Raw genomic sequence first — 23,391 nt, forward strand, 5'->3', positions numbered from 1 at the left:
GCGGGCAATGTCCGTGGTCCCTGCGCGGGGACTGCTCCCCGCGACCTTTCCGGATCGCCGCCGTCCGCCGCGGCGGCCGATCCCAACAAGAACGCTTTCGGAGCCGGGACACACAATGCGAGCGACCCTCGAGCGGGCGGCCCTTCTCAAAGCCCTCGCCCATGTTCACCGCGTCGTCGAGCGGCGGAACACGATCCCCATTCTCGCGAACGTGCTGATCCGCGCCGGCGACGGCGGCCTTCGGCTGCAGGCGACCGATCTCGACCTCGAGGTCGTGGAGAGCGTGCCGGCCGAGGTCGGCCAGGCCGGCGCCACCACCGTGCCGGCCCACACGTTCTACGACATCGTGCGCAAGCTGCCGGACGGCTCCCAGGTCTCGCTGGAGATGAGCGGCGAGCGCGGCACGGTGATCATTCGCGCCGGCCGCTCCCGCTTCACGCTGCAGACGCTGCCGGACACCGACTTCCCCGATCTCGCGGCCGGCGAGCTGCCGGTGCGATTCGCGGTCGGCGCGGCCGACTTCAAGCGCCTGATCGACAAGACCCAGTTCGCGATCTCCAACGAGGAGACGCGCTACTATCTCAACGGCATCTATCTGCACGCGGTCGACAGCGGCGGCGTCGCGCTGCTGCGCGCGGTCGCGACCGACGGCCATCGTCTCGCGCGGGTCGAGATGCCGGCGCCTTCGGGCGCGGTCGGCATGCCGGGCGTGATCGTGCCGCGCAAGACGGTCGCCGAGATCCAGCGCCTCGTCGAGGACCCGGAAGGCGAGGTTCGGGTCGAGCTGTCGCCCACCAAGATCCGCGTCTCCATCGGCCAGGTGGTGCTGACCTCGAAGCTGATCGACGGCACCTTCCCGGACTACGGCCGCGTCATCCCCGCCGGCAACGACAAGCGCCTCACCGTCGACCGGCTGGAGTTCAAGAGCGCGGTCGACCGCGTCTCCACCATCTCGTCCGAGCGCGGCCGCGCGGTGAAGCTGTCGCTCGCCGACCGCAAGCTGGTGCTGACCGTCACCAATCCGGACAGCGGCAACGCGACCGAAGAGATCGAGGTCGACTACGACAGCGATCCGCTCGATATCGGCTTCAACTCCCGCTACCTGCTCGACATCGCCGACCAGCTCGAAGGCGACACCGCGCTGATCCGCCTCGCCGATCCGGGCTCGCCCACGCTGGTGCAGGACCGCGACGACGCCCCGGCGCTCTACGTCCTGATGCCGATGCGGGTGTGAGGGGACACGTCGTCGCTTCGGCCTGTCGACAAACGCGCCGTCGTTCTCCGGCTTGACCGGAGGACCCATCTGCGACGTGGAGCTCCGCGCCTGGGATGGATCCTCCGGTCAAGCCGGAGGATGACGCGGTGCATTCGGTGGTCCTCCCGCGGCGGCCGGGTTTCATGACAGGCACACATCCCCGCCGGGCCGCCGTGACGCGGCTGCGCCTCGCCAACTTCCGCTCCTACGCCGCGCTCGACCTCGCCGCGGGCGAGGGCTCGGTCGCGCTCGTCGGGCCGAACGGCGCCGGCAAGACCAACATCCTGGAGGCGATCTCGCTGCTCGCGCCGGGCCGCGGGCTGCGCCGCGCGCCGCACGGCGAGTTCGCGCGCGTCGGCGGCGACGGCTCCTGGGCGGTGGCGGCGGAGGTCGCCGGCGACGACGGGACGGCGCGGCTCGGCACCGGGACGGAGCCGTCGCAGGAGGGCGCCGGCCGGCGCTGCCGCGTCGACGGCGCGCCGGTCCCGGGCGCCGGCGCCTTCGCGGCGCATCTCCGCCTCGTCTGGCTGACGCCGGACCTCGACGGCCTGTTCCGCGGCTCCGCGGGCGACCGCCGGCGCTTCCTCGACCGCCTGGTGCTCGCGGTCGATCCCGAACACGCCGGCCGCGCCTCCGGCCTCGAAAAGGCCCTGCGCTCGCGCAACCGGCTGCTGGAGGAGAGCGGCGAGCCGCGCTGGATCGACGCCGTCGAGCGCGAGCTGGCCGAACTCGCGGTCGCCATCGCCGCCGCCCGGCTCGACGTCGCCCGCCGGCTCGCCGGCCTGATCGCGGAGGGGGCCGACCCCGCCTCGCCGTTCCCCTCCGCCGACATCGCGCTGGACGGCACGCTGGAGGCGGAGCTCGCCCATCGGCCGGCGACCGAGGTCGAGGACGCCTACCGCGCCCGCCTCGGCCGGGGCCGTCCGCGCGACCGCGCCGCCGGCCGCACCCTCGAGGGGCCGCATCTGAGCGACCTCGTCGTGCGCCATGCGGCCAAGGACATGCCGGCGGAGAAATGCTCCACCGGCGAGCAGAAGGCGCTGCTGGTCGGCCTCGTGCTGGCGCACGCCCGCCTCGTCGCCCGGCTCGACGGCCGCGCGCCGGTCGCCCTGCTTGACGAGATCTCCGCGCATCTCGACCCTGCGCGCCGCGCCGCGCTCTACGCCGACCTCGACGCGCTTGGCGCGCAGGTCTGGCTCACCGGCGCCGACCCCGCCGCCTTCGCGGAGCTCGGGCCGAGGGCGACGGTGTTTTCGGTCGCGGACGGCGCTGTCCTGCGCGCCAGGGCGGGATGACCGGCGCGCCGCTGGGCCACCCTCACCATTACGCCCGCTGGTCGGCGGCGCCCATGCGCGCGTGCGCGCCGGACTGGCGCGCCTGCATCCGTGGCTTGCGGAGTTTCTGATCTTCGGCTTCAAGCAGGCATGGGCGGCGCTGTTCGGCGGCGTGATGTTGGCGCTGCTGATCGTCACCAAGCTTGTGTGGCAACCGGGCTGGTGGCTCGCCCGCTACGACTTCCTGACGTTGGCCGCGCTCGCCGTTCAGGCGATCCTGCTGGCGACCAAGCTGGAAAGCTGGCGCGAGGCCCGCGTCATCCTGCTGTTCCACGTGGTCGGAACGGGCATGGAGCTGTTCAAGACCCATGTAGGCTCATGGTCCTATCCCGAGCCCAGCCTTCTGCGCATCGGCGGCGTGCCGCTGTTCTCCGGCTTCATGTACGCGGCGGTCGGCAGCTACATCGCCCGCGTCACCCGCATCTTCGACCTGCGCTACGTCCACGCGCCGCCGAACGCCTGGGTTCTGGCGCTCGGGCTCGCGATCTACGTGAATTTTTTCACGCACCACTATCTGCCGGACATCCGGCCGGCGCTGTTCCTTTGCGCCGCCCTGATTTGGTGGAGGACGCGGATCATCTTCACGGTGGACGTCGCGCCGCGCTGGATGCCTCTGCTTCTGGCGGCGGCGCTGACCGCCTTCTTCATTTGGATCGCGGAGAACGTGGGCACGGCCACGGGCGCGTGGCTCTACCCCACCCAGAGGGTCTGGCACATGGTGTCGTTCGGGAAGTTCGGCGCCTGGTTCCTGCTGATCGTGCTGAGCTTCGCGCTGGTCTCGCTGGTTCATCCGCCCCGGCCGCCGGATGGGACGGAGCGGCCTTGACCGCGCCGTCGAAGGCGAGCTTTCGTGACGTCGCCATGACCGTCGCGACCCTGCTCACCTTCTCCGCCGCGCTGTTCGTCGTCGCGCTCACGCCCGGGCCGGGCGTCGCGGCCATCGTCGCCCGCGCGCTCGGCGTCGGCTTCGTCGGCACGCTGCCGATGATGGCGGGGCTGATCCTCGGCGACGTGGTCTGGCTCGCCTGCGCCGCCTTTGGCCTCGCGGTGCTGGCGGCGAGCTTCGGGACCGCCTTCATGGTGGTGAAGTATCTCGGCGCGGCCTACCTGCTGTGGCTCGCGGTCCGGCTCTGGCGCGCGCCGCCCAGCGCGGAGACGGTGGCGGCGGAGCGCCGGACGATGTCGCCGCTGCGCGGCTTCCTCGCAGGGTTCGCCGTCACCATCGGCAATCCGAAGGCGATGGTGTTCTATCTCGCGCTGCTGCCGGCGCTGGTCGATCTCGGCCGTGTCGGCGCGCTGGGCTTCGCGGAGCTGGCGCTCGCGACCGCGCTGGTGCTGTTCGTGGTGATGGGCTTCTACGCCGCGCTCGCCGCCCGCGCCCGTGTGTTCCTCGTCTCGCCGCGCGGCCGGCGCATGCTGAACCGCGTGTCGGGCGCGACCATGGGCGCCGCCGCCGTCGGCGTCGCCGCGAGCTGACGGAGAGCACTCCGCACGCGGCCGGAAAAGATGCGCGATATCAATGTTTTGCCGCTGCGTTTCGGGTTATCGACAGGTTGGCCGCGCGCCGGCCGGCGAAATTGGCCTTTCGCGTCCCGACAGGGTAGAACGGACCGGCTCGAAACACCTGATTCCTGACGAGTTTCTGTGACGCTCGCCACCGCCCCACGCCGACCGCCGCGCGACGCGGCCATCGAAGGCGCCGGCGCCCACCGCGAGGAGACCTGACATGTCCGATACTGCTTCGAACGGCGGCGCCGAGGATTACGGCGCGGACTCGATCCGCGTCCTCAAGGGGCTCGACGCCGTGCGCAAGCGGCCGGGCATGTACATCGGCGACACCGACGACGGCTCGGGCCTGCACCACATGGTCTACGAGGTCATCGACAACGGCATCGACGAGGCGCTGGCGGGCTGGGCCAACGAGGTCACCGTCACGCTAAACCCGGACGGCTCCTGCACCGTGACCGACAACGGCCGCGGCATCCCCACCGGCATCCACAAGGAGGAGGGGATCTCGGCGGCCGAGGTCATCATGACCCAGCTCCACGCCGGCGGGAAATTCGACCAGAACTCCTACAAGGTCTCGGGCGGCCTGCACGGCGTCGGCGTCTCGGTCGTCAACGCGCTGTCGGTGAAGCTCCGGCTGCGCGTCTGGCAGAACGATCTCGAATACGAGATGACCTTCACCCACGGCGTCGCAGACGCGCCGCTGCGCGTGAACGGCCCGGCCAACGGCCGGCGCGGCACCGAGGTGACGTTCACGCCGAGCCTCGACACCTTCAAGGGCGTCACCGAGTTCGACTACGCGACGCTCGAGCACCGGCTGCGCGAGCTCGCCTTCCTGAACTCGGGCGTGCGCATCGTGCTGACCGACGCCCGCGGCGTCGAGCCGAAGCGCGAGGAGCTCTACTACGAAGGCGGCGTCGAGGCCTTCGTGCGCTATCTCGACCGCGCCAAGCACCCGCTGATCGACACGCCGATCGTGCTCCGCTCGGAGAAGGACGGCATCGGCGTCGAGGTCGCGATGTGGTGGAACGACAGCTACCACGAGAACGTGCTGTGCTTCACCAACAACATCCCCCAGCGCGACGGCGGCACCCATCTCGCGGGCTTCCGCGCGGCGCTGACGCGGCAGGTGAACGGCTACGCCGAGTCGTCGGGCGTCACCAAGAAGGAGAAGGTCTCGCTCACCGGCGACGACGCCCGCGAGGGCCTGACCTGCGTGCTCTCCGTCAAGGTGCCGGACCCGAAGTTCTCGTCCCAGACCAAGGACAAGCTGGTCTCCTCCGAGGTGCGTCCCGCGGTCGAGAACCTCGTCAACGAGGCGCTCCACACCTGGTTCGAGGAGCATCCGGCCGAGGCCCGCACCGTGGTGCAGAAGGTGGCGGAGGCGGCCGCCGCCCGCGAGGCCGCCCGCAAGGCGCGCGAGTTGACGCGCCGGAAGGGCGCGCTCGACGTCGCCTCGCTGCCGGGCAAGCTCGCCGACTGCCAGGAGCGCGACCCGGCGAAGTCCGAGCTGTTCCTGGTCGAGGGCGACTCGGCCGGCGGCTCCGCCAAGCAGGGCCGCGACCGCGCCTTCCAGGCGGTGCTCCCCTTGCGCGGCAAGATCCTGAACGTGGAGCGCGCGCGCTTCGACAAGATGTTGTCGAGCCAGGAGATCGGCACCCTGATCACGGCGCTCGGCACCGGCATCGGCCGCGAGGAGTTCAACGCCGACAAGCTGCGCTACCACAAGATCATCATCATGACGGACGCCGACGTCGACGGCAGCCACATCCGCACGCTGCTGCTGACGTTCTTCTTCCGCCAGATGCCGGAGCTCTTGGAGCGCGGCCACATCTTCATCGCCCAGCCGCCGCTCTACAAGGTGACGCGCGGCAAGTCCGAGCAGTACCTGAAGGACGAGCGCGCGCTGGAGGACTACCTGATCGGCGCGGGGCTCGACGGCGTGTCGCTGAAGCTCGCGGACGGCGAGGTGCGTTCGGGCGCGGACCTGCGCGCCGTGGTCGAGGAGGCCCGCCAGATCCGCGCGCTGCTCGGGGGCCTGCATTCGCGCTACCGGCGCGAGGTGGTGGAGCAGGCGGCGATCGCGGGCCTGCTCGCGCCCGACATCCTGTCCGACCTCGGGCGCGCGCAGGAGGCGGCCGACTACCTCGCCCGGCGTCTCGACATCCTCGCGGAGGAGACCGAGCGCGGCTGGGCCGGCGTGGCGTCCGAAGAGGGCTTCACTTTCGCCCGCACCGTGCGCGGCGTGCGCGAGGCGGCGACGATCGACGCGGCCCTGATCGCGAGCGCCGACGCCCGCAAGCTCGACGAGCACGCCGAGGGGCTTCAGGCCGTGTTCGGCCGCACCCCCCATCTGCTGCGCAAGGACGACGCCACCGCGACGCACGGCCCCTCCGCGCTGGTCGACGGCGTGCTCGCCGCCGGCCGCAAGGGCCTCGCGCTGCAGCGCTACAAGGGCCTCGGCGAGATGAACCCGGACCAGCTCTGGGAGACCACGCTCGACATCAACGTCCGCTCGCTGCTGCAGGTGAAGGTGAAAGAGATCGACGAGGCCGACGACATCTTCACCAAGCTGATGGGCGACGTGGTCGAGCCCCGCCGCGAGTTCATCCAGGACAACGCCCTCTCCGTCGCGAACCTCGACGTCTGAGGTCGGTGTCCCGCCTCAGAAATAATGAGTGTACGGCAGATATAATGAGTCTACATGAAGAGTTGCGTAGACGCAAAATCTACGCAACTAACGGCCCATATCGAGCTTAAATTGAATTACTTCTTAATTTCACACGATCGGTTAGCCTGGGCCAGCGAATGCCCGCCTGTTGATTGTAACTTCTTATTGTGCGAGCCGAGACTGAAATATCTAATTTAGATTTTACCCAGATTTGTATGGTCTCGATTGATCGAGATAGATCTCCAGCCCAGATCTCATCGGCCGTTCGACGTGCAAATTCTTTGTACGCATTCCATTGAGAATCATCAAATTTTTGCTGGCCGCGATATTTTTCGGGGCGACCCGTTTTTCTTTGGATTTTTCGTCCAGACATTTTAGGCCAGCTTATATTGCAGTCTCTATTATATTTCGTCACTGTCGAAATTGAAATTGATACGCCAAATTCTGATAGCACCCAGTCTCTAATTGTATCCAATGTTAAGCTGGGCTCACCAGATCGAATGCGGTCCGCAATCTTATTAGCGAACTCCGAATATGCATGGAGCTGTATTGTATCCAATCTCCTAGGAGAAGCATTCACATGAGGCCAACTCACGTTTGAGCGCCTTAAGAACGTGCAGATATTTGAAATATGATACTTGACGCCATGTTTTTCGACGATATAGGCCTGCAAGTGCCCAATCGTAATACCTTCACCAGCGTTCTTTCTATCAATAAACTCACGTGCTTTATCAATCACGTCAGCGCGTTGCGGTGCTGAGAGTAGATATTGACTACGAGGTTTTCTAACGATATGCCGCTCGATTCCTCTATTGCGCATTTGGGAAAATACGTATTGGCACTTCTCCGCACCGAATTTCTCAACTAATTCTGCGTAGCGTACGCCGGAAACTACGCCGTCAAGAATTTGGAGCGACATCTGCTTCGGTACGTTGCTCCTTCTTGTGCGCGATCGTAGATCGTCGAGATTGAGATCAGGAGGCGCCGCCAGCAACTGCAGAAGGAATATAGTGTGATCAGGTTTTCCGCCCGCGAGACCTTCATACATAGACCTTCCCTGAAGCAATCGATGTTTCACCTCATCGAGATTGAATATATTTGGCTTGCCAGAGCCAATAACCTGAATGTTTGCCTGACGCATCCAGGCAACCACATACTTGACAGGGACTCCCCAATCTGAGGCGAGCGCAACCGGAGTTGTAAACTGCCTCGTAAACCGGTCCAGTTCGTCAAAGGTGATGGTGGACACACGCGCATTATCCGGAGAAGGAGAAGTTCGAATAACGTTCAGCCTAGCCAGCTCCGGAGCTTTTCTAGCTGGAAGACCGACTTTCGCCAGCATAACGGTCACCGCTGTGCCCGACCTTGCTGTAGGTATGGGGAGATGAGGAGCTAGGCTCTGTCGGCATAGAAGCCAACGGATGGTCAGGTGGGTCGCATTTCTCCGAACTCCTACCAAGGGTACCTGACCGGCTATGATCAGATCAATAAGCTTGCGCCAAGCGGCATCGCCTGTTCCAAGATGTCGGATAGCTTCCTTCAGCCGGAGCGGCTCCGAGCCGTTCGTGTCTACGATCCGTTGCTCGATCTTATGGATCCAATCTTGCAGACCCGGCTCATCCAACCGGCCCGGCCCTAAGATCTCTTCGACAAGCCAAGGCGATCGATCAACTATCTTCTTCTTTATAAGGTCATCTAGTATCAATTTAGGTATGCCGTATTTTCTCTGGAGAATCGTTTGTAGCTTTGATTTTGTAAGTTGATCGGCGAGGATCGAAACCTGATCTCTACGGAAAGCAATTTCTTTACCTCCGCGCCCGACGCGCAATGGCTTAAGCGACCGCATTTTAATAGCATGAAAGCGTTTTGTCTTAATGGATTTAACTACATCGTCGTAAGACATGACCTCATCGCACCATTTCAGCAGCACCGTCCCTGATGTTGTGGTGTCAAATGGAGAGTACGTGTGCTGATAGTGCTCCTTGATACGCGAGGTGAACACATCAGCGATCGCAGATCCTACGACCTTGGGGTCAATCAAGTCATAAAGATCACCCAGTTCGTTCCTAATGGGTGAGGTCGATTTATCATTGCGGTGCGAGCGGCGCATTTCGCCAACGAGATCAGAAAAATACTCCTTCATGTCGAATAGGGTTTGAGATCCATATGCGAGGATGTCCGCCGACTCGGCATTGGGGTGGCCCTTGCCCATCTTGGATCGTAGGGGGATCGCTTTCGATTCGAACATGCGCCGGACTGCGAGCCCAAGAAGGACTGCCACTTGCATCAAGTCCCCTCCGCTGAGCGAACGTAAGTCGCTCGGGAGTTGGGTTGATGCATGCGCCCTTACCATCGGAAACGGCGACAGTAGATCGGTTAGAAGTGAGAGATACATAGGCCTTGATTGCTCTCCCACGTATTCGTGATCGCGGAGATCAAATAGGCAGGTGTGGCAGTGGCAGACAGACGCTCCTGCCCAATCGAGGCGCTTATCGCATCTCGGGCACGTGTCGATGAGAGGTTCGCCGGACTCGGGACAGAACCCCGCATGGACCAGATCCCAAGTCATTCGGTGGTAAGGAGCAACTCTCAGAGAGGCCGGAGATACTGCCCTTCGATTTGTAGAAACGAACGCTGCGCGGATGCGGCCGCCCGCGAACATAGCAAAACCGAGAGCCTCCTGCTCCACGACGGGGCCATACATCCGCCGCGCTATCTCGGTTAGCGGATAACCGCAAAGGTCAGCGATCTTCTGCGCATGAGTATCTCGCCAGGCGATCCGGTATAGCTCAGAGGGCGATAAACGCAGCTTGGGCCCCAAAGCGGCGAGGTACGAGTGCCCAGAGCGATCAACTGTTCTCGCCAATATACTGAGAAGACTTTCATCGAAGTAAGGCGTCACCCTCTTCGGAAGAGTATCTTTAGATATTGTGAAAGCGAAATTTTGTTGAAGCGCGTTCCCGGGAACCGGAATCTGGCATATTTCGAGATCAGTCAAAGGACGTCTCCCAGTCCTTCGTCCAAACGACTTCCACCGCCGGGGGCTTGGGCGTCATAAACGGATTGACGACCTTGGCATCGGAAAACTTCCACATTTCGTCAAACGAGTGGGCGAATAACTCGCGCGACAAAGTAGGTTGATCGCCAAGCCGCATTGCGGCTTCTGAAGTGATGTGTATCAGGCGAGCAGTGGCCCCAGGGTATCCGCGCGCGGCCGCGTGAATTCGGCTTGCCATATCCTCTTCATGCAGGTGAGAGATCTCGAAGCCACCCACTCGCTTAAGTTCGGTATCGAAAGTCATCAAATATGACCGGTAACGCTTCCAGTCGGTTGAATCATCGTTCTTTGTAGCGTACGGCTTCATCTCAAGCGCGGGCACATTGCGTCCAATAAGGTGGCCATTCCGGATAAAAATGCGCCGAGCTCGGGTCGTTCCTACCAGTATGATTCCGCAGGTGCTGCTTACCTCGTTAAGCAATTCCTGAATCCAGTCCGCGACCGCATGCGCGACCTTCCCTTGGTCTTTGGCGACAAGCCTTTGAACTTCGTCAATGATCAGGAGCTTGGTGTTCCGCTCACGTAGCGCCTCAACGACACGCCTCTGCTTGGCCGCCGCCGTACCTCTCTCGGGGTTTATATCACCCAGAGCGGCCAAGAGCTTAGCGCCAAGAGAGACAGTATTTGCGTTGCTTGGGGTCTCGCAGTAGATTACCGGGCTATGGTCAATTTCACCGTGTCTGATTGAAGGGAAATCGGCCAAAAATTCCTGGATCACAGTCGTCTTTCCGGCGCGGGTCGGAGCGGTGAGCGCGCCACCGGCACTATCGCCGGTGCCCGAAGCTGTATCCTTGAATAGGTGGAGCCGCTGAATGAGCTCCAGCGTCCGATCATTCCGGATCCGGATCCCTTTGATCGCATTGATGCGCTGGGCGAAGCGGTCGCTCAGCGCGAGGAACTCGGGATGCGCGATCTGTTCTGCGACTTTAGGCATCTGCTTTACTCCAAGAACTCGTAGGAAATGGCTGGAGCTCGTCTTGCTCGTTGCTCAGCGGCGGCGACGGCGGTGCGTCCTTCGCGTTTGTCGGGAAGGGCTCGAGACGATCGTCATTCCGCTTCCGCCGGCTCCTTCTTTCAGGCTTTTGAGCCTTGATGGGCTCGGCCGCGTGCGGCGCCGCTTTCTCGATCTCATCAGCTGTGGTCACCGCTCGGATCGAGCTCACGGGCTCATGGGCAGGACCAGGCTGTGGTACAAAAATAATCGGGAGGGAGCTCGGCGCGGACTTCTGTGAGCCGATGCCGCGAAGCCGCGCGTGGAATGACTTGGCCATTCCTGTGCGTATCGATTCGTGGACCTCTGTCATGAGCTCGTAACGGACGCTCATGAGTTCAGAGAGCGCCTTTGGATTGCGCTCCCTCCGGCGAGCCTCTTCCTGAATGATCTTGTGTTGCCAAAGAGAGAGGCCCTTGGCGTAGTCACCCTCAGCTTCCATGGGCCGGTATTGACCGGAAGCGTCCAGAACGTAGATCGTCGATATGTCGGTTGGGTCAAACCGGAAGGTTACGCGCACGCTCGACTTGCGTGGCAGGTCGAGGATCGCACTGACCGTCGCGGCATTTCTGTAGATGAGGTTTTTATAACGTAGCCCTGCTCTCGTGACGGTGCCGTTTGCGTAGCGTGACAACACCACCTGGAGATCCTGAATATTCTCAGGTAGCTCGATGTGGACTTTTTCGGTGCCCGTGACCCAACGGTTCTCCGGCGTGCATCTGATGTTGCTGTTGCGCGCCTTGCAATAATCTTGCGTCAGCCACTTCAGGAACAGATACTCGAACGTGTCGAAAGACATCGACATATTCTTCGTCGGATCGATTTCCTTGTCGCGGAGCGTCTTGGCGCTGCCGTAAGTCGTTCCCGGCAGTCGATGCAGGAAAGTCGTGTTCAGCGTGCCGAAAAAGCGCTCGATAATCCCCTTATAGTGCGGCGTGCGCACCGGTGAGGTCTCAAGCTCGATACCGAGTTCGGCACACGCCTGAGGCAATGATAGTCCAACAACCTCCTTGGCATTGTCTGCCACCAGTTTCAGCGGCAGGCCGGCCGCGCGCCAGTCCGCTTTCAAGCCACTGAATTTTTCGAAGACTGCAGTTTTCGGCGAGATTGCCTGCCGGAGGCACATCATCACCGAGTAAACGCTCGGGGGCTCGAAGCCGATATAGTAGCCTAGCGGGTAGCGAGAATAGGCATCGATCGCAAGCGTGAGCCACGGCCGTCCTCCGCAAGGCAGCTCAGTGCCGTCCTCGAAAAACATCCAGTCATCGATCTTCGTGTGATCGATGATGATCGTCTCCAGAGGGCGGGTGGCCTCCGGAGCGGCCTGAAGCGGCTTGAGCTCACGATCGGCCGCTCGCTTGCCCCATCGGATCCTCAGCGTCTTGTAATACGAGTGCTCGGCGATCCTGCGGTAGACCGTGGCTGGTGAAGGAGCCTCGATTGTGGTCTCGCCAAGGAGTTCATTCCGCCGATTGATCTCGCCGATGACCGCCGCGACGACAGCCCCGGCCGGCAGCATTTGACGAGACATGTAGACGTGCTTGATCGCGTCCTGAATTATCGACTCAGCTTCCTCTCCGACCCCCTTTTTGCGGCCTTTCCTTTCGTCGAACGATCGCATGGTGCGGAGCTCACGGCGTCCCTTCACGCCGCGCTCACGTAGCCAACGAGTCACAGATCTCCAATCAGGCTTTTTCTCGTGATTGTTCGCTGTCGCGACGTCATCGATGATGGGCTTCATGGCGCGCTCGGTCTTTGGGACCGGCCGGGAGTCAAAGGCCACACAATAGGCGTGGCGCCATTTCGCCTTGGTGATCTTGGGCTGGGGGAGAAGCTCGAGTGAAGTACCCGCCTCTTCGCGGAACTTCGAAGGCAGGACGCTCCAATCGCGGACTGAGATGCGACCCGACATGTAGAGTTCCACGAACTCCTTCTCGGTCATGTTGCGGCGTCTAGCGTTTTCCTCATCGTCAAACGCAAGTCGACCATCCTCAAATAGACGAATGAAGATGTAGTTCCGCCCATCTATAACGACGATACCGTCTTTGCGTAGTCGCAAGTTCAGGCTGACCTGTTGCGACTGGGCAATTCGAGTGGAGGTCACCAATTCATTCATCGTGATGCCCGTCGCAGATCAAACCGAAAAGATGCAGTGGCTCGTACAACCAGGAGGTCACACGTTGAGGAGCGTCCTGGAGGTTCTGAGATTGTGGAGATTGGCTGCGTAGTCCGGGCGGAGCTCGATCGCGCTGCCCGGCCCTAGGGGGGTGTTCAGATCAATCCGAACGACCCGACGAAGCATGAGCGCCATCAAGGATCGTGGCCCATGGACTGGGCTCCCGATCGCCGCGGCGCAGGCCCCGAGCGTCGATTTTGGTCGCGACACCAGATGGTCGATGATGATCGTGAGCTGGTCGTCTGATGGAAGCAGCCGCCGTGCTTCTTCGACGATCTGGGCGTTCTCGTGCCAGACCTTTTGCATTTTGAAGCGAAGGTCAGTCACGAAGATGAGGTCGCGATCAATACTGCGATAAATTGAGCGTGCCAGTCGATAGCGATCACGGTCTTCGGGCAGCATCTTGAAGATGTCCGACCGGTATTTTACCTCAATGAAGACTATCCGCTTTTCTGTCTCGACAACAAAGTCAGGAGTGTAGTGGGTCCGAGCGCCGCGAAATGAGAAACGCAGTCGATGCGGCTGCTCCATGTATTTGATGACTGTGTCATCAACCTCGAGCCAGCGTATGGTGCGCCGTTCAAGGCGGGACTCCCAGGCGATGTTTCGGCGGCACTTCACGCTTGGAAACAGCCCGACCGGGCGGTTCCGCCGTCCGTTGAAAATGGTTCTTACAGGGCCGCGATCTTCGGCAACCTCCATGACCCCTTCTGAACGCGCGATGATCTCCTCGAGCGCCGGCGGGCCGTATGGATCTAGAATTGGGTGCGCCTTCATCGGCCCGAGACCCCATTGCCTGCAACGATCTCGAAGAGCTGGGACATATGCCGGCCGGTGGCGATCCATCGGCCGCGCCATTCGATGACGGAGTCGAGCGGCGCGCTAGAGAGCCCATGAAGCTTCACGAAGGTCTCGAGCAGAGACCTCGATTTCCTTGGCGCGTAAGACTCGCCGCAAAGGATTTCCGCCAGGCGAAGCCACATCATTTGCTGCCGCAGATCCGCGAGATCGCTCCCCTCGAGCGGGTGAAACGCAATGACGTAAGGGACTGTCAGGCGTGGGAGCGCGAGCTGCCCGGAAGCTTCCCGATCACACAGCACCCAAGGCATGACGAGAGCGCGCGAGTCTTCCGCGGTCTGGACCTCGCACACGACGTGCAATTCGAAGCACCGGCGGTCCGAAATCCGCGCAGCAGCGTCGAAGTGCTCAACCGTCAACTCGGTGAGCTTGGCGTCAGGTAGGAGCTCGGCCAGATCCAGTGTAGCCGCCATCATGGCGCAGTTCTCCTTGCACGGACAATGGGTTCGTCCGCGTTGTCAGGTCGGCAGTTCGATGAAGCACGCCGGGAAAAGCTAAGCTCTAAGATGTGGGATTGGACCAATCCCTCTTTCTGGGTTGTAAACGGCCCGGCCCTCCGGATTATAAGTCCGGGCCAATCCTCAGCACCCTGAAGTCAGGCTTAATGAGGTATTATGCTCCGGAAATTCGGCCACCGAACAGCGAGCGTTTCAGCGATTTCGAAGATGGCCGGAGTTAGCTTCTCCATCCGCTGAAGGGCTTTGGGGACCGTCGCATGAGCGATTCCTCGTGCCGATAGCCACACGCGCAGCGCGTTCGCGTCCGATGAATTGTCCGTGATCACCGTGCTCGGCCGATTATGTACGGATAGGGCGCGCAGGATTAGGCGTGTCGATGTCTCGAAGGGCGACGCCCCATCGAGCTCGACGTCCAGCCGCCCGGCCAGAGGGATGAGCAATGCTTGGCACGAGATGCTCGGACCGCAGCGATAGCGATCCAGCAGCCAGGCGTGCGGATCCACCGGCGGCCTTGCGTGAGCGCGTTGTAAGGCTGTGAGGGTGGGCGTCGGTTGCGGCGACCTAATCATGCAGGCCTCCTGTCGCCAAGACCTTCAGCCCCCGGCAAACTGGCCTCGCGGCACAGACGAGCGACATCGTCTCCGCGAACAAAGCGACGTTCGGCGAGTTGCGCCGCGACTGCTTCGATCTCGCTTCTGTGTCGGCGCACCAGATCTTTCGCTCGCTGCTGCAGGCGTACAAGATCGCGTTCGACGCCGAACCGAAGCTGCTCGTTGCTCGAAAGCGTGGACGCCATCTGATCGGCAGCTCCAAGGAATGTGAGCTTCTCGCCCAGTCCAAACGATCCATGCGCGCCGGCGAGCAACGACGTGGCGACGGCAAGGTCCGACGCTTCGACACCGCCAGATCCGGCATCAGCGGCCCCGCAGAGGACTTCGTCAGCTGCACGCCCTGCAAGGGTGACAATGACGTAGTCTTCGATGTCGGCGAAAGTCATCGGACGTCGACGACGGCTGAAGTTCGTGAGGCCAATTCCGTCGCCGCTCGAACCGATCTGGACCGCGCCGACCTTGAGGCCCAGAACGCATGCGATCACCGCATGTCCGGCTTCATGCAATGCGGTCTGCCAGAGCAGCTCCTTTTCGATGTTCATCGGCGGCGCGATCGCGGCCGCCAGATCTTCGACGCGAAGCTCCCGGGACGCGTCTCTGGCGATCTGACGAGCTTCTGTGACGATCCTGACGATGTCGGCGCCCGACATGCCCTCGGTCATCTGTGCGAACGGCTCGAGGTCGTCAGATGCGAGATCTTGTCCGAGATAGCACCGGAAGATGACCTCACGGTCCGCCTTGTTCGGCAGCTGTATCCTGACGACCTTGTCGAGGCGACCGGCGCGCCTCAGCGCTGGGTCCACTCGGCTGGCGTTGTTACATGCCCCGATCGTGATCAGGCCGGGATACCTCAGCGTGCCGTCGATCAGATCGAGGACGCCATTGACGAAGTTGATCCACCAAGCGGCGTATCTTCCCTCCTGGCTGTCTCGATCGACGATGCTGTCGATCTCGTCGATCATCAGGAGCCCGGGACGATGTGCTCGAGCGGCTTCGATGGCCGAACGCGCGGCCTTGAGCGCGTCGTCGAGGTGACCTTCGCCGGAAGAAAGCCAGCGTGAGACCGAAGTGGTCTCCAGAGGCAGCTGGGTGGTCTTGGCCAGCGCCATGGCGAAGATGCTTTTGCCGACGCCGGGAGGGCCTTCCAGGAGGATGCCCTTTGGAAGATCCTTTAGCGAAATCCCGGGATCTCCCCGGCGTAGCCGCTGTATGTCGCGCGCAAGCGCCAAGCCCCAGGATTTGGCTGCTCCATAGCCGGCGAGTTCGGAAAGCTCGGGAACGCCATCCGAGGTCTGCGCCGGCGGGGCCGCTGCTGTTCCCCTCAGCCGCCTTATGGTTTCGGCCAGAGACGCGCCAGGTCTCACCGCGAAGGCGATCGAATCCAGATTGAGGACGTCAGGCGTACCTATGGCGTCTGCCGCTACGGCCTCTCCGTAGAACTCGCCGAGAACTCGAGCGACATCTGCGGCTGTCGGCTTAGCCGCGACGATCCAGCGATCAAAATTTCGGACGAGGATCGCTGGAAGCTGTCGTTCGGGGTCCGCCGCGACGCCGACTACGGATTTTCCTAAGGCGATCTCGCCAGCGATAATCTGGGCCTTGTCGTCGAGGAAGGTCGATCGGCGAGTTGTGGTTTTTGCCTCGGAGCGGAAGAGGTGCGGGCTCGAGTGGGACGTGTCTGAAATATGCCGAGTGATCAGTTCGCGTATAACCTCGACGATGGGATCTACCCAGCTCTCCGAGGGCGCCTCGATCACCCATGCAAGCGGTTGCTTCAGAAGCCGCTCGAACGGCTCGGCCTCTGTTGCTTCAGCCATGGCGTGCCGGACCAGACGCTTGGCGAACGACGCCTCTCCGGGCTCCTTTTCATGCGGTTCATCAAGCTCGTCGTTCTCGGCAGGACGCATGGTCACCGCTCCACCTGGCGTTCTGAGATCGAGGACATCGGCGTGATCGGCGTTTCGAAGTTGATGGACAGCAGCCCGCCCGCGACGAGGGCGAGCACGACCCCGACCGGATCCGGCGCCATGATGACGGCGGCGCAGTCCTCGAGTGTTGCGAGAGGGTCTTCGCGCACCAGAGTCAGGACCGAGAATCGGTCGCTGGCGGCGACGGACAAGCTGGCGTAGCGGGCGACGAGCTTGCAATTATCCAGGAAGGGCCTTCGGCGGATCCATCTCTGGGTGAGTAAGCGAACAGTCTTATCCGCCTTGGGGGCTGAAGATTTCCTCAGAAGCCAGAGACGTTTGCGGATCTCTGCGTCGTACCAGATCCGATTCGGGGCAACGACCACGACCATGACGCCCCGGGGACCACGGACGGGGATCGGAATCAGCTCCGTGGAGCCGATCAAGGATTTAAGGCGCTCGGCGGCGCCCTCGAAATCGCAGTCCCTCAGCTGGTATTGGGGCAGCGCCTGAATTACGGCGTGAACCTCACGCGACAAGCGATCTAAATCCTTCTGGCGACGCCTTTGGCGCTCGCGGAAGGATTGCTTTCCGTCGTAATCAGGGATTGGACGTATAACGGGTGCGTCGACAAGCACGGCGCCCTCTTCCTCGGTCTGCGTGGCCGGAAAGTTCGATTGGGGGCGTCGTGACGGAGCTCGGAACGGCCGATCCGCACGCGAACGAGTTTGAGCGGACTGGCGGGATCGCCGGATGCGCGCTCTACTTTGTACCGGTCTTGGAGCCGGGTGGGATTTTACTATCTCATCCGCTCGGACTGCGGAAGCGCCAAGTTGACTTTATGTCAACCGAAGCGGGGTTATGGTAAACGAACGGCAAATCAAAGCGGCCCGGAGCCTTCTAGACTGGTCGCAACAGGAACTCGCTGAGCGCGCGGGAGTCGCTCGCTTCACGCTGATCAAAATCGAATCCGGGGACGCTCGTCCCCAAGAGGCGACGGTCGCCAAAATCGTCGATGCGCTGGAGAAGGGTGGCGTCACCTTCTTCGAAGCCGAAGGCCATATCGGCGTCTCGGCGAGACGGTGACGCTGCGCGGCGTACCGGCCGCCAACGCGCTTTTGATCCGAGGGCCGCGGTCGCCTCCCACAATCCAACGCATCTTTCGAACGGCTAGAAATGCGGCGCCGCAACAAAGGCGGGCGCCGCCAGCCGCCTCCTCGACCGCCTTCGTGCCGCGACATTCGGCGAAATCACGGCAGGCTCTGCGCATTCCGCGGAGCGAGCGCTGTCGGCCGCCTGTTTTCTGAACAAATATGATCGCGGCTTACTAAATATGCAGCAAGGGCCCCCTACTGATCTCTCACAGACAAGTCTGTTCGCTCTGCTTCCATAATTGCGCTTCTGGAACAGAAAACGGAACGCTCGCAAGCAAGACAGTCAGCGAAACCTGATCATAGCATTGGTGATAGCAAAGCTCGGACTTGAGCTGACGTCCCGCAGTTGATCACACGGAGCTCTGTCGTGAGAAAAAGGCTTATATTCAACTGCTTCACGATGAACGTGGTTTCGCACATCTATCACGGAACCTGGCGACACCCGCTGAGCACCAAGTCACAGTTTGATGACCTCGAGACCTGGAAGGACCTGACGAAGACCCTCGAAAAGGGCTGCTTCGACGCTCTGTTCCTTGCCGACATCATCGGCATCGATCCGGCCTACAAGGGTTCGTGGGACACTTACATCGAAGAAGGTCTTCAGATCCCCTGCAACGACACCGGCGCGCTTTCAGCGGCGCTGATTGGCTGCACGGAGAACCTCGGCCTCACCTTCACCAGCTCAGTCCTGTCCGAGCACCCGTTCAGCTTCGCGCGACGCATCTCGACGATGGACCGTCTGAGCAAGGGTCGCATCGGCTGGAACATCGTGACGAGCGTCACGAACAACGCGGCCCAGAACTTCGGACTCGATGGAATCGTCGATCACGACGAACGCTACCGCTGGGCCGAGGAGTATGTGGACATCGTCTACAAGCTCTGGGAGGGCTCGTGGGACGAGGGCGCGGTGCTCAACGACCGCGAGCGCGGCGTCTACGCCGACAAGAACAAGATCCACAAGATCGACCACCGCAGCTCGCGCTACAAGGTCATGGGGCCGCACCTCTGCTCCCCGTCGCTGCAGCGCACCCCGGTGCTCTACCAGGCGGGCTCATCGAAGACGGGACGCGACTTCGCGGCCAAGAACGCCGAAGGCACCTTCATCCTTTATCCGGGCATCGAGGGCGCTCGAAAGGGCATCGCCGAGCAGCGCGCCCTCGCCGCGAGCTTCGGCCGGCGTCCGGAGGACCTCAAGTTAATCCAGGGCTTCTCCTTTATCGTGGGGAGCACCGAGGAGGAGGCTTGGCGCAAGTCGAAAGAGATCGACGAGTGGGATCGAGTCCGCCCGCTACTTCTGCTGGCGCGCCTCGGACTATCTCGACAAGCATGAACAGCACGCCGAGCTCGTTGGCGCGATGTGCAAGATCAACACGACCGAAGCCATGTTCGAGGTCGTGTACAAGTGCATGCAGATCGTCGGCGTGAACTCGCTCAGCAAGGAATATCCGTTCGCGCGGATCCTCCGCGAGGCCTCGGTTCTGCCGATCTACGACGGCGGCAACATGGGCATGCAGCGCCGCCGCGTCCACGGCGTCATCGCGCACGAAGGCTTCAACCCGCGCGCGGTGATGAACGACGAGACCATCATCTTCGAGAAGTCGATGGAGAGCATCGGCACCGTCGCTGACTGGGACAATCGCTACGGCAACGCTGCGCCGAACGCGATCGCCGCTGAGTAAAACCAGCGACGCGCGCCTGTCCGCTCCGAGCGTCTTTCCCTCCGCTCGGAGCGGATAAGCAAACCCTCCGGAACATGCCTTGCAGGCCGGCGGCTGTGGTCGCGCGGCGGGAGACGCCTCCCGTTGCGCGACGCATCGAATGAGCAATCCGAGCAGTCCCGGCGGAGCAGGACGCTCGCGAACCGCCACCTAATCGGGAATAACCGTCATGACTCGCACCCTTGCGACGGGCGCGCTTTGCGCGCTCGTGACCTGCGCTTGCGTTCCTGCCGCCTCCGCCGCGGATCTCCAGCCGATGGAAACCGCGCCCGAAGCGCCGTCCTTCTACGACGTCGCGTTCGGCGTGAAGCTCACGAACGACTACATTCTCAGAAGCGTGAGCCAGTCGAACGGCAAGCCGGCCGTCCAGGGCTACGCCGAACTGACCCTGTTCGACTGGGTCTACGCCGGCATCTGGGGCTCGAACGTCGACTTTGGCGCCTCCAATCCTTCGATGGAGCTCGATTTCTGGGGCGGCCTTCGCCACAGCTTCGGGCCGCTGACGCTCGACGTGGGCTACATCGACGTGAACTACACGTCCGAGCTGAAGAACGCCCACAAGATGGATTTCTGGAAGATCTACGGCATAGCGAAATACGCTCTGACGGACTGGCTAACGGTCGGCGCCAACATCTACTGGACCAGCGATTTCGTTGGCTTCGGCGTCGACGGCACGCACTCCGCGGCGTTCGCTCGCATCGATCTTCCGGGACTGTCGACGCTCCCCGACGTCAAGTTCTACGTATCGGGTGAGTTCGGCAGGCAGTGGGTCGCCAAGAATTTCGCGCCGGACCACAACTTCTGGAACCTTGGAGGCGGGGCAACCTACAAGGCGATGACCCTCGACCTGCGCTACACCGGCGCAAGTCTCTCCAAGCGCGAATGCGCCTTGTTTATCGGCGATCGAAACTCGTGCGGCGACCGCTTCATGGCGTCGCTGTCGTTCGACACGTCTCTCTCGAAGTTGAAATGACCTGAGCGGCGGCCGGCGCGGTTTTCCCGCGTCGGCCCTGCCGTGACGCGAACGCCGACGGCGCATCTGACCGTGTTCCCGAGGCCCACGCTCCGTCCACATGACCACGAGCCTGTTGGAGTCGCCGTGAACACCTCCAATCGAAGCTTACTTGTCCCGAGCCCGAGCCTGTCGCAGGTGAGGATCCCCTTGAGCCAGCGGTTCAGTCCCGCCGGCGAGATCGTCGCAGCGATAGCGCGCGGGGAAATGGTGATCCTGGTCGACGACGAAGATCGGGAGAATGAAGGCGACCTCGTCGTGGCCGCCCAGTTCGCGACCCCGGCGGCGATCAACTTCATGGCGACGCATGGCAGAGGGCTGATCTGCCTCGCCCTAACGCCCGAGCATGTCGACCGTCTCGGTCTCATTCCGATGGCGGCCCGCAACACTTGTCCCTTGGGCACGGCCTTCACGGTGTCCGTCGAGGCGAGGGAGGGCGTCACGACCGGCATCTCCGCCTTTGATCGCGCTCATACGATTGCGACCGTGATAGACCCCGCTAAGGGCGCCGGCGACCTCGTCAGCCCCGGCCATGTGTTTCCGTTGCGCGCCCGCATCGGCGGGCTGATGGAACGGGCCGGGCACACCGAGGCAGCCGTTGACGTCTCCAAGATGGCAGGCCTCATCCCTGCGGGGGTCATCTGCGAGATCATGAGCGAGGACGGGCGCATGGCTCGGACGCCGGAGCTCCTCGAATTCGCTAGGACCCACGGCCTGCTCATCGGCTCGATCGCCAGCCTGATCACATACGCCGAGAACCGGAGGGCCTACTTCTCGACAGAGGTGCGCCATGGATAGCTTCCGGCATCCAGGTCGCGAGCTTCGGACTGCGACCGTCGATCTCCGGCTCGGCCGCGCCGTCGTTATCCAGGGCGAAGCGCCGCTCGTCGTGCTTGCGGCCGAGACCGCGACGCAGGAAGGCGTCGACGAGCTCCTGGAATGTTCGACATCGCTTCGACTGGTGCTCGCAGGCGGGCGAGCAGCCTTTTCGGAAGGCCGCACGCTTGCCGAATTCAGCCGCCCCAAGGCCTACCGCTTTCCCGACGACCTTCTGACGCCCGTCGCGCTCGAGCGCCTGGCGGGTCCCGACCAGGCGTTGGGCCGTCTTGAACAGGTCGCAGCGCCGAACGACGCGGAAGCCGCGGTGACGCTCGCGCGACTGAGCCATCTGATCCCGGCTTTGGTCGTGGGCGCGCGTCATCGCTCTGCTCCTGAACTCGCTCACGTCGACGCCGCGACGATCGCTCGGTCTCAGGCGAGCGCGCAACGCCCGGTCATGCGCTTCGTGGCGGAAGCCGCAATGCCGCTCGAATTCGCGCCGACGGCGCGCGCGCTCTCATTCCGATCGACCCATGACGGGTCTGAACATCTGGCGATCGTCGTCGGCGACGTCAGCAAGGCCAGCGCGCCGCTCGTGCGCGTTCATTCGCGGTGCTTCACGGGCGATCTTCTCCCACACGTCGAAGGGTCCCAGGTGGACACGATGCTCCAGGTCATACGCCGCCTGATACCCGACACGCCTCCCATCAGCCGAAAGGAGCGGGCGCTGGCGATCGTCGGCGCCCTGACGGGAGTGCTGGCGACCGGTCTCCTCAGCCGCATCGCGACGGGCGACGCGTCCGCTACGCCCTGGATAATCGCGCCGATGGGCGCCTCCGCGGTCCTTCTCTTCGCCGCGCCCGCCAGCCCTCTCGCCCAGCCCTGGTCGTTGATCGGGAGCAACCTCGTCGCGGCCCTTGTCGGCGTCGCCGCGGCGCGGACGATCCCCGATCCTGCGATGGCGTGCGCGGCGGCCATTGCGGGCGCGATCGCTTTGATGGCGGCCTTCCGTTGCCTTCACCCCCCGAGCGGAGCTGTCGCCCTGACTGCGGTGCTTGGCGGACCAGCGATCGCCAACCTCGGCTACGGTTACGCGCTCTGGCCAGTGATGGGGAACTCCCTCATCCTCCTGACGTCGGCGATCCTCTTCAACGGGCTGGCGGGCCGCTCCTATCCTCATCTGCGTCGCCTCGCGCCGCCCGTGGGCTCACCCGGCGAACAGATCCCCGAAGACGGCTTCGCCGCCAGAGATCTCGACGCTGCGCTCAGGAGTTTCGGCCGGTTCATCGACGTCGACCGCCAGGACCTCGGGCTGATCCTGAAAGACGCCCAGCTTCGCGCGCACAGCCGCCGGCTCGGCGGAGCCACATGCCGGACGTGATGACCCGCAACGTCGTCGCCGTCGCGCCGCACGATCCCCTTCCGCAGGCGCTGGATCTGCTGCGGCGCCACCATGTCAAGGCGCTGCCAGTGACGGACGCCGCCCGCAAGGTGCTCGGAATGGTCACGCAGACCGACCTACTCGAGAAGGCCGTCTGGCGGGGCAAGGGACCAAGCCTGACCTTCGAGAACAGGCTTCGGCTCACCCTCACGAGGGTCCGCGCTCCGCACGGCGCCGTGGAGGACATCATGACCTCGCCGGTCGCGACAGTCGGCCTTGACGCCCCGATCGGCGAGGTCGCCTTGCGGATGTCAGCCTCACGCCTGAATCATCTTCCCGTCGTCGATGATCGCGGGCGGCTGGAAGGCGTCGTCTGTCAGATCACGCTGATGGCGGCCCTGATGGCGGACGCTGCCGAAGCGGCTGCGTGAGCTAGCAGCGGTGCGTCTAGGCGCACCATGCGGGCTCTCGAGACCGCCGGT

General features: G+C 62.9%; 17 protein-coding genes and 2 pseudogenes. 12 read left to right on the forward strand and 7 right to left on the reverse strand.

Translation table 11 applies throughout. From position 1 onward, the window contains the following. The first annotated feature begins 115 nt into the window (after positions 1-115). The 5 genes from dnaN to gyrB all read left to right on the forward strand — a co-directional run bounded on the left by dnaN (position 116) and on the right by gyrB (position 6,745). A complete protein-coding gene (gene dnaN, locus PKE78_RS17490; RefSeq protein ID WP_271202215.1) occupies positions 116-1,234 on the forward strand; it encodes a DNA polymerase III subunit beta in 1,119 nt (372 codons plus the stop codon). 164 nt (positions 1,235-1,398) lie between these two features. Beyond that, positions 1,399-2,550, forward strand: a complete 1,152-nt coding sequence (recF, locus tag PKE78_RS17495; RefSeq protein ID WP_271202216.1) for a DNA replication/repair protein RecF — start codon at positions 1,399-1,401, stop codon at positions 2,548-2,550. A 61-nt stretch (positions 2,551-2,611) separates the two neighbouring features. Then, positions 2,612-3,415 carry a DUF817 domain-containing protein gene (locus PKE78_RS17500; protein WP_271202217.1) on the forward strand — a complete coding sequence of 268 codons (804 nt, stop codon included), beginning with the start codon at positions 2,612-2,614 and terminating at the stop codon, positions 3,413-3,415. Then, positions 3,412-4,065: a LysE family translocator gene (locus PKE78_RS17505; RefSeq protein WP_309299122.1), complete on the forward strand. Its 654-nt coding sequence runs from the start codon at positions 3,412-3,414 to the stop codon at positions 4,063-4,065. The genes PKE78_RS17500 and PKE78_RS17505 overlap by 4 nt, the downstream gene beginning before the upstream one ends. Positions 4,066-4,315: 250 nt before the next feature. Then, entirely contained in the window at positions 4,316-6,745 is a 2,430-nt protein-coding gene (gyrB, locus tag PKE78_RS17510; RefSeq protein WP_271202218.1) for a DNA topoisomerase (ATP-hydrolyzing) subunit B, read from the forward strand. A gap of 106 nt (positions 6,746-6,851) precedes the next feature. Here gyrB and PKE78_RS17515 read toward each other — a convergent pair whose 3' ends face one another. The 7 genes from PKE78_RS17515 to PKE78_RS17545 all read right to left on the reverse strand — a co-directional run bounded on the left by PKE78_RS17515 (position 6,852) and on the right by PKE78_RS17545 (position 17,463). After that, the gene (locus PKE78_RS17515; protein ID WP_271202219.1) at positions 6,852-8,978 is read right to left on the reverse strand and encodes a COG3415 family protein; all 2,127 of its coding nucleotides are present in this window, start codon (positions 8,976-8,978) and stop codon (positions 6,852-6,854) included. A gap of 778 nt (positions 8,979-9,756) precedes the next feature. Next, the gene (locus tag PKE78_RS17520) at positions 9,757-10,758 is read right to left on the reverse strand and encodes a TniB family NTP-binding protein (protein WP_271202220.1); all 1,002 of its coding nucleotides are present in this window, start codon (positions 10,756-10,758) and stop codon (positions 9,757-9,759) included. Continuing rightward, positions 10,751-12,931: a transposase family protein gene (locus PKE78_RS17525; protein WP_271202221.1), complete on the reverse strand. Its 2,181-nt coding sequence runs from the start codon at positions 12,929-12,931 to the stop codon at positions 10,751-10,753. Before PKE78_RS17525 ends, PKE78_RS17520 begins: the two co-directional genes overlap by 8 nt. A gap of 57 nt (positions 12,932-12,988) precedes the next feature. Beyond that, positions 12,989-13,768, reverse strand: a complete 780-nt coding sequence (locus PKE78_RS17530) for a TnsA endonuclease N-terminal domain-containing protein (RefSeq protein WP_271202222.1) — start codon at positions 13,766-13,768, stop codon at positions 12,989-12,991. Continuing rightward, a complete protein-coding gene (locus PKE78_RS17535) occupies positions 13,765-14,265 on the reverse strand; it encodes a hypothetical protein (RefSeq protein ID WP_271202223.1) in 501 nt (166 codons plus the stop codon). Before PKE78_RS17535 ends, PKE78_RS17530 begins: the two co-directional genes overlap by 4 nt. A 607-nt stretch (positions 14,266-14,872) precedes the next feature. After that, a complete protein-coding gene (locus PKE78_RS17540) occupies positions 14,873-16,825 on the reverse strand; it encodes an AAA family ATPase (RefSeq protein WP_271202224.1) in 1,953 nt (650 codons plus the stop codon). A 2-nt stretch (positions 16,826-16,827) separates the two neighbouring features. After that, complete coding sequence (locus tag PKE78_RS17545; protein WP_271202225.1) at positions 16,828-17,463, reverse strand: hypothetical protein; 636 nt, start codon at positions 17,461-17,463, stop codon at positions 16,828-16,830. A 223-nt stretch (positions 17,464-17,686) separates the two neighbouring features. Between PKE78_RS17545 and PKE78_RS17550 the strand changes: the two genes are divergently transcribed. From PKE78_RS17550 to PKE78_RS17580, 7 genes and pseudogenes are all read left to right on the forward strand, one after another. Next, positions 17,687-17,911 (forward strand): helix-turn-helix transcriptional regulator, encoded by a 225-nt coding sequence (locus PKE78_RS17550; RefSeq protein WP_271202226.1) that lies wholly within the window; start codon positions 17,687-17,689, stop codon positions 17,909-17,911. Positions 17,912-18,379: 468 nt separating this feature from the next. Then, positions 18,380-19,309 (forward strand): NtaA/DmoA family FMN-dependent monooxygenase, encoded by a 930-nt coding sequence (locus PKE78_RS17555; RefSeq protein ID WP_271202227.1) that lies wholly within the window; start codon positions 18,380-18,382, stop codon positions 19,307-19,309. Beyond that, positions 19,254-19,658: an acyl-CoA dehydrogenase family protein gene (locus tag PKE78_RS17560; protein ID WP_271202384.1), complete on the forward strand. Its 405-nt coding sequence runs from the start codon at positions 19,254-19,256 to the stop codon at positions 19,656-19,658. The genes PKE78_RS17555 and PKE78_RS17560 overlap by 56 nt, the downstream gene beginning before the upstream one ends. Before the next feature lie 208 nt (positions 19,659-19,866). Continuing rightward, on the forward strand, positions 19,867-20,670 hold the full coding sequence (locus PKE78_RS17565; RefSeq protein ID WP_271202228.1) for a TorF family putative porin: 804 nt from the start codon (positions 19,867-19,869) through the stop codon (positions 20,668-20,670). 189 nt (positions 20,671-20,859) lie between these two features. Next, positions 20,860-21,507: a 3,4-dihydroxy-2-butanone-4-phosphate synthase gene (gene ribB, locus PKE78_RS17570; protein WP_309299123.1), complete on the forward strand. Its 648-nt coding sequence runs from the start codon at positions 20,860-20,862 to the stop codon at positions 21,505-21,507. A gap of 502 nt (positions 21,508-22,009) precedes the next feature. Continuing rightward, positions 22,010-22,150, forward strand: a pseudogene (locus PKE78_RS17575) (bifunctional 3,4-dihydroxy-2-butanone-4-phosphate synthase/GTP cyclohydrolase II); the annotation flags it as partial. 42 nt (positions 22,151-22,192) lie between these two features. Then, positions 22,193-23,340: pseudogene (locus PKE78_RS17580) on the forward strand (HPP family protein). Positions 23,341-23,391 lie beyond the last annotated feature (51 nt).

Source organism: Methylopila turkensis (assembly GCF_027922325.1).
Lineage (GTDB): Bacteria > Pseudomonadota > Alphaproteobacteria > Rhizobiales > Methylopilaceae > Methylopila > Methylopila turkensis.

Bases quoted from the DNA above. Each gene is read 5' to 3' on its own strand.
- dnaN (WP_271202215.1), top strand. From the start codon at position 116: ATGCGAGCGACCCTCGAGCGGGCGGCCCTTCTCAAAGCCCTCGCCCAT.
- recF (WP_271202216.1), top strand. From the start codon at position 1,399: ATGACAGGCACACATCCCCGCCGGGCCGCCGTGACGCGGCTGCGCCTC.
- gyrB (WP_271202218.1), top strand. From the start codon at position 4,316: ATGTCCGATACTGCTTCGAACGGCGGCGCCGAGGATTACGGCGCGGAC.
- PKE78_RS17515 (WP_271202219.1), bottom strand. From the start codon at position 8,978: ATGGGCAAGGGCCACCCCAATGCCGAGTCGGCGGACATCCTCGCATAT.
- PKE78_RS17520 (WP_271202220.1), bottom strand. From the start codon at position 10,758: ATGCCTAAAGTCGCAGAACAGATCGCGCATCCCGAGTTCCTCGCGCTG.
- PKE78_RS17525 (WP_271202221.1), bottom strand. From the start codon at position 12,931: ATGAATGAATTGGTGACCTCCACTCGAATTGCCCAGTCGCAACAGGTC.
- PKE78_RS17530 (WP_271202222.1), bottom strand. From the start codon at position 13,768: ATGAAGGCGCACCCAATTCTAGATCCATACGGCCCGCCGGCGCTCGAG.
- PKE78_RS17535 (WP_271202223.1), bottom strand. From the start codon at position 14,265: ATGATGGCGGCTACACTGGATCTGGCCGAGCTCCTACCTGACGCCAAG.
- PKE78_RS17540 (WP_271202224.1), bottom strand. From the start codon at position 16,825: ATGCGTCCTGCCGAGAACGACGAGCTTGATGAACCGCATGAAAAGGAG.
- PKE78_RS17550 (WP_271202226.1), top strand. From the start codon at position 17,687: ATGGTAAACGAACGGCAAATCAAAGCGGCCCGGAGCCTTCTAGACTGG.
- PKE78_RS17555 (WP_271202227.1), top strand. From the start codon at position 18,380: ATGAACGTGGTTTCGCACATCTATCACGGAACCTGGCGACACCCGCTG.
- PKE78_RS17565 (WP_271202228.1), top strand. From the start codon at position 19,867: ATGACTCGCACCCTTGCGACGGGCGCGCTTTGCGCGCTCGTGACCTGC.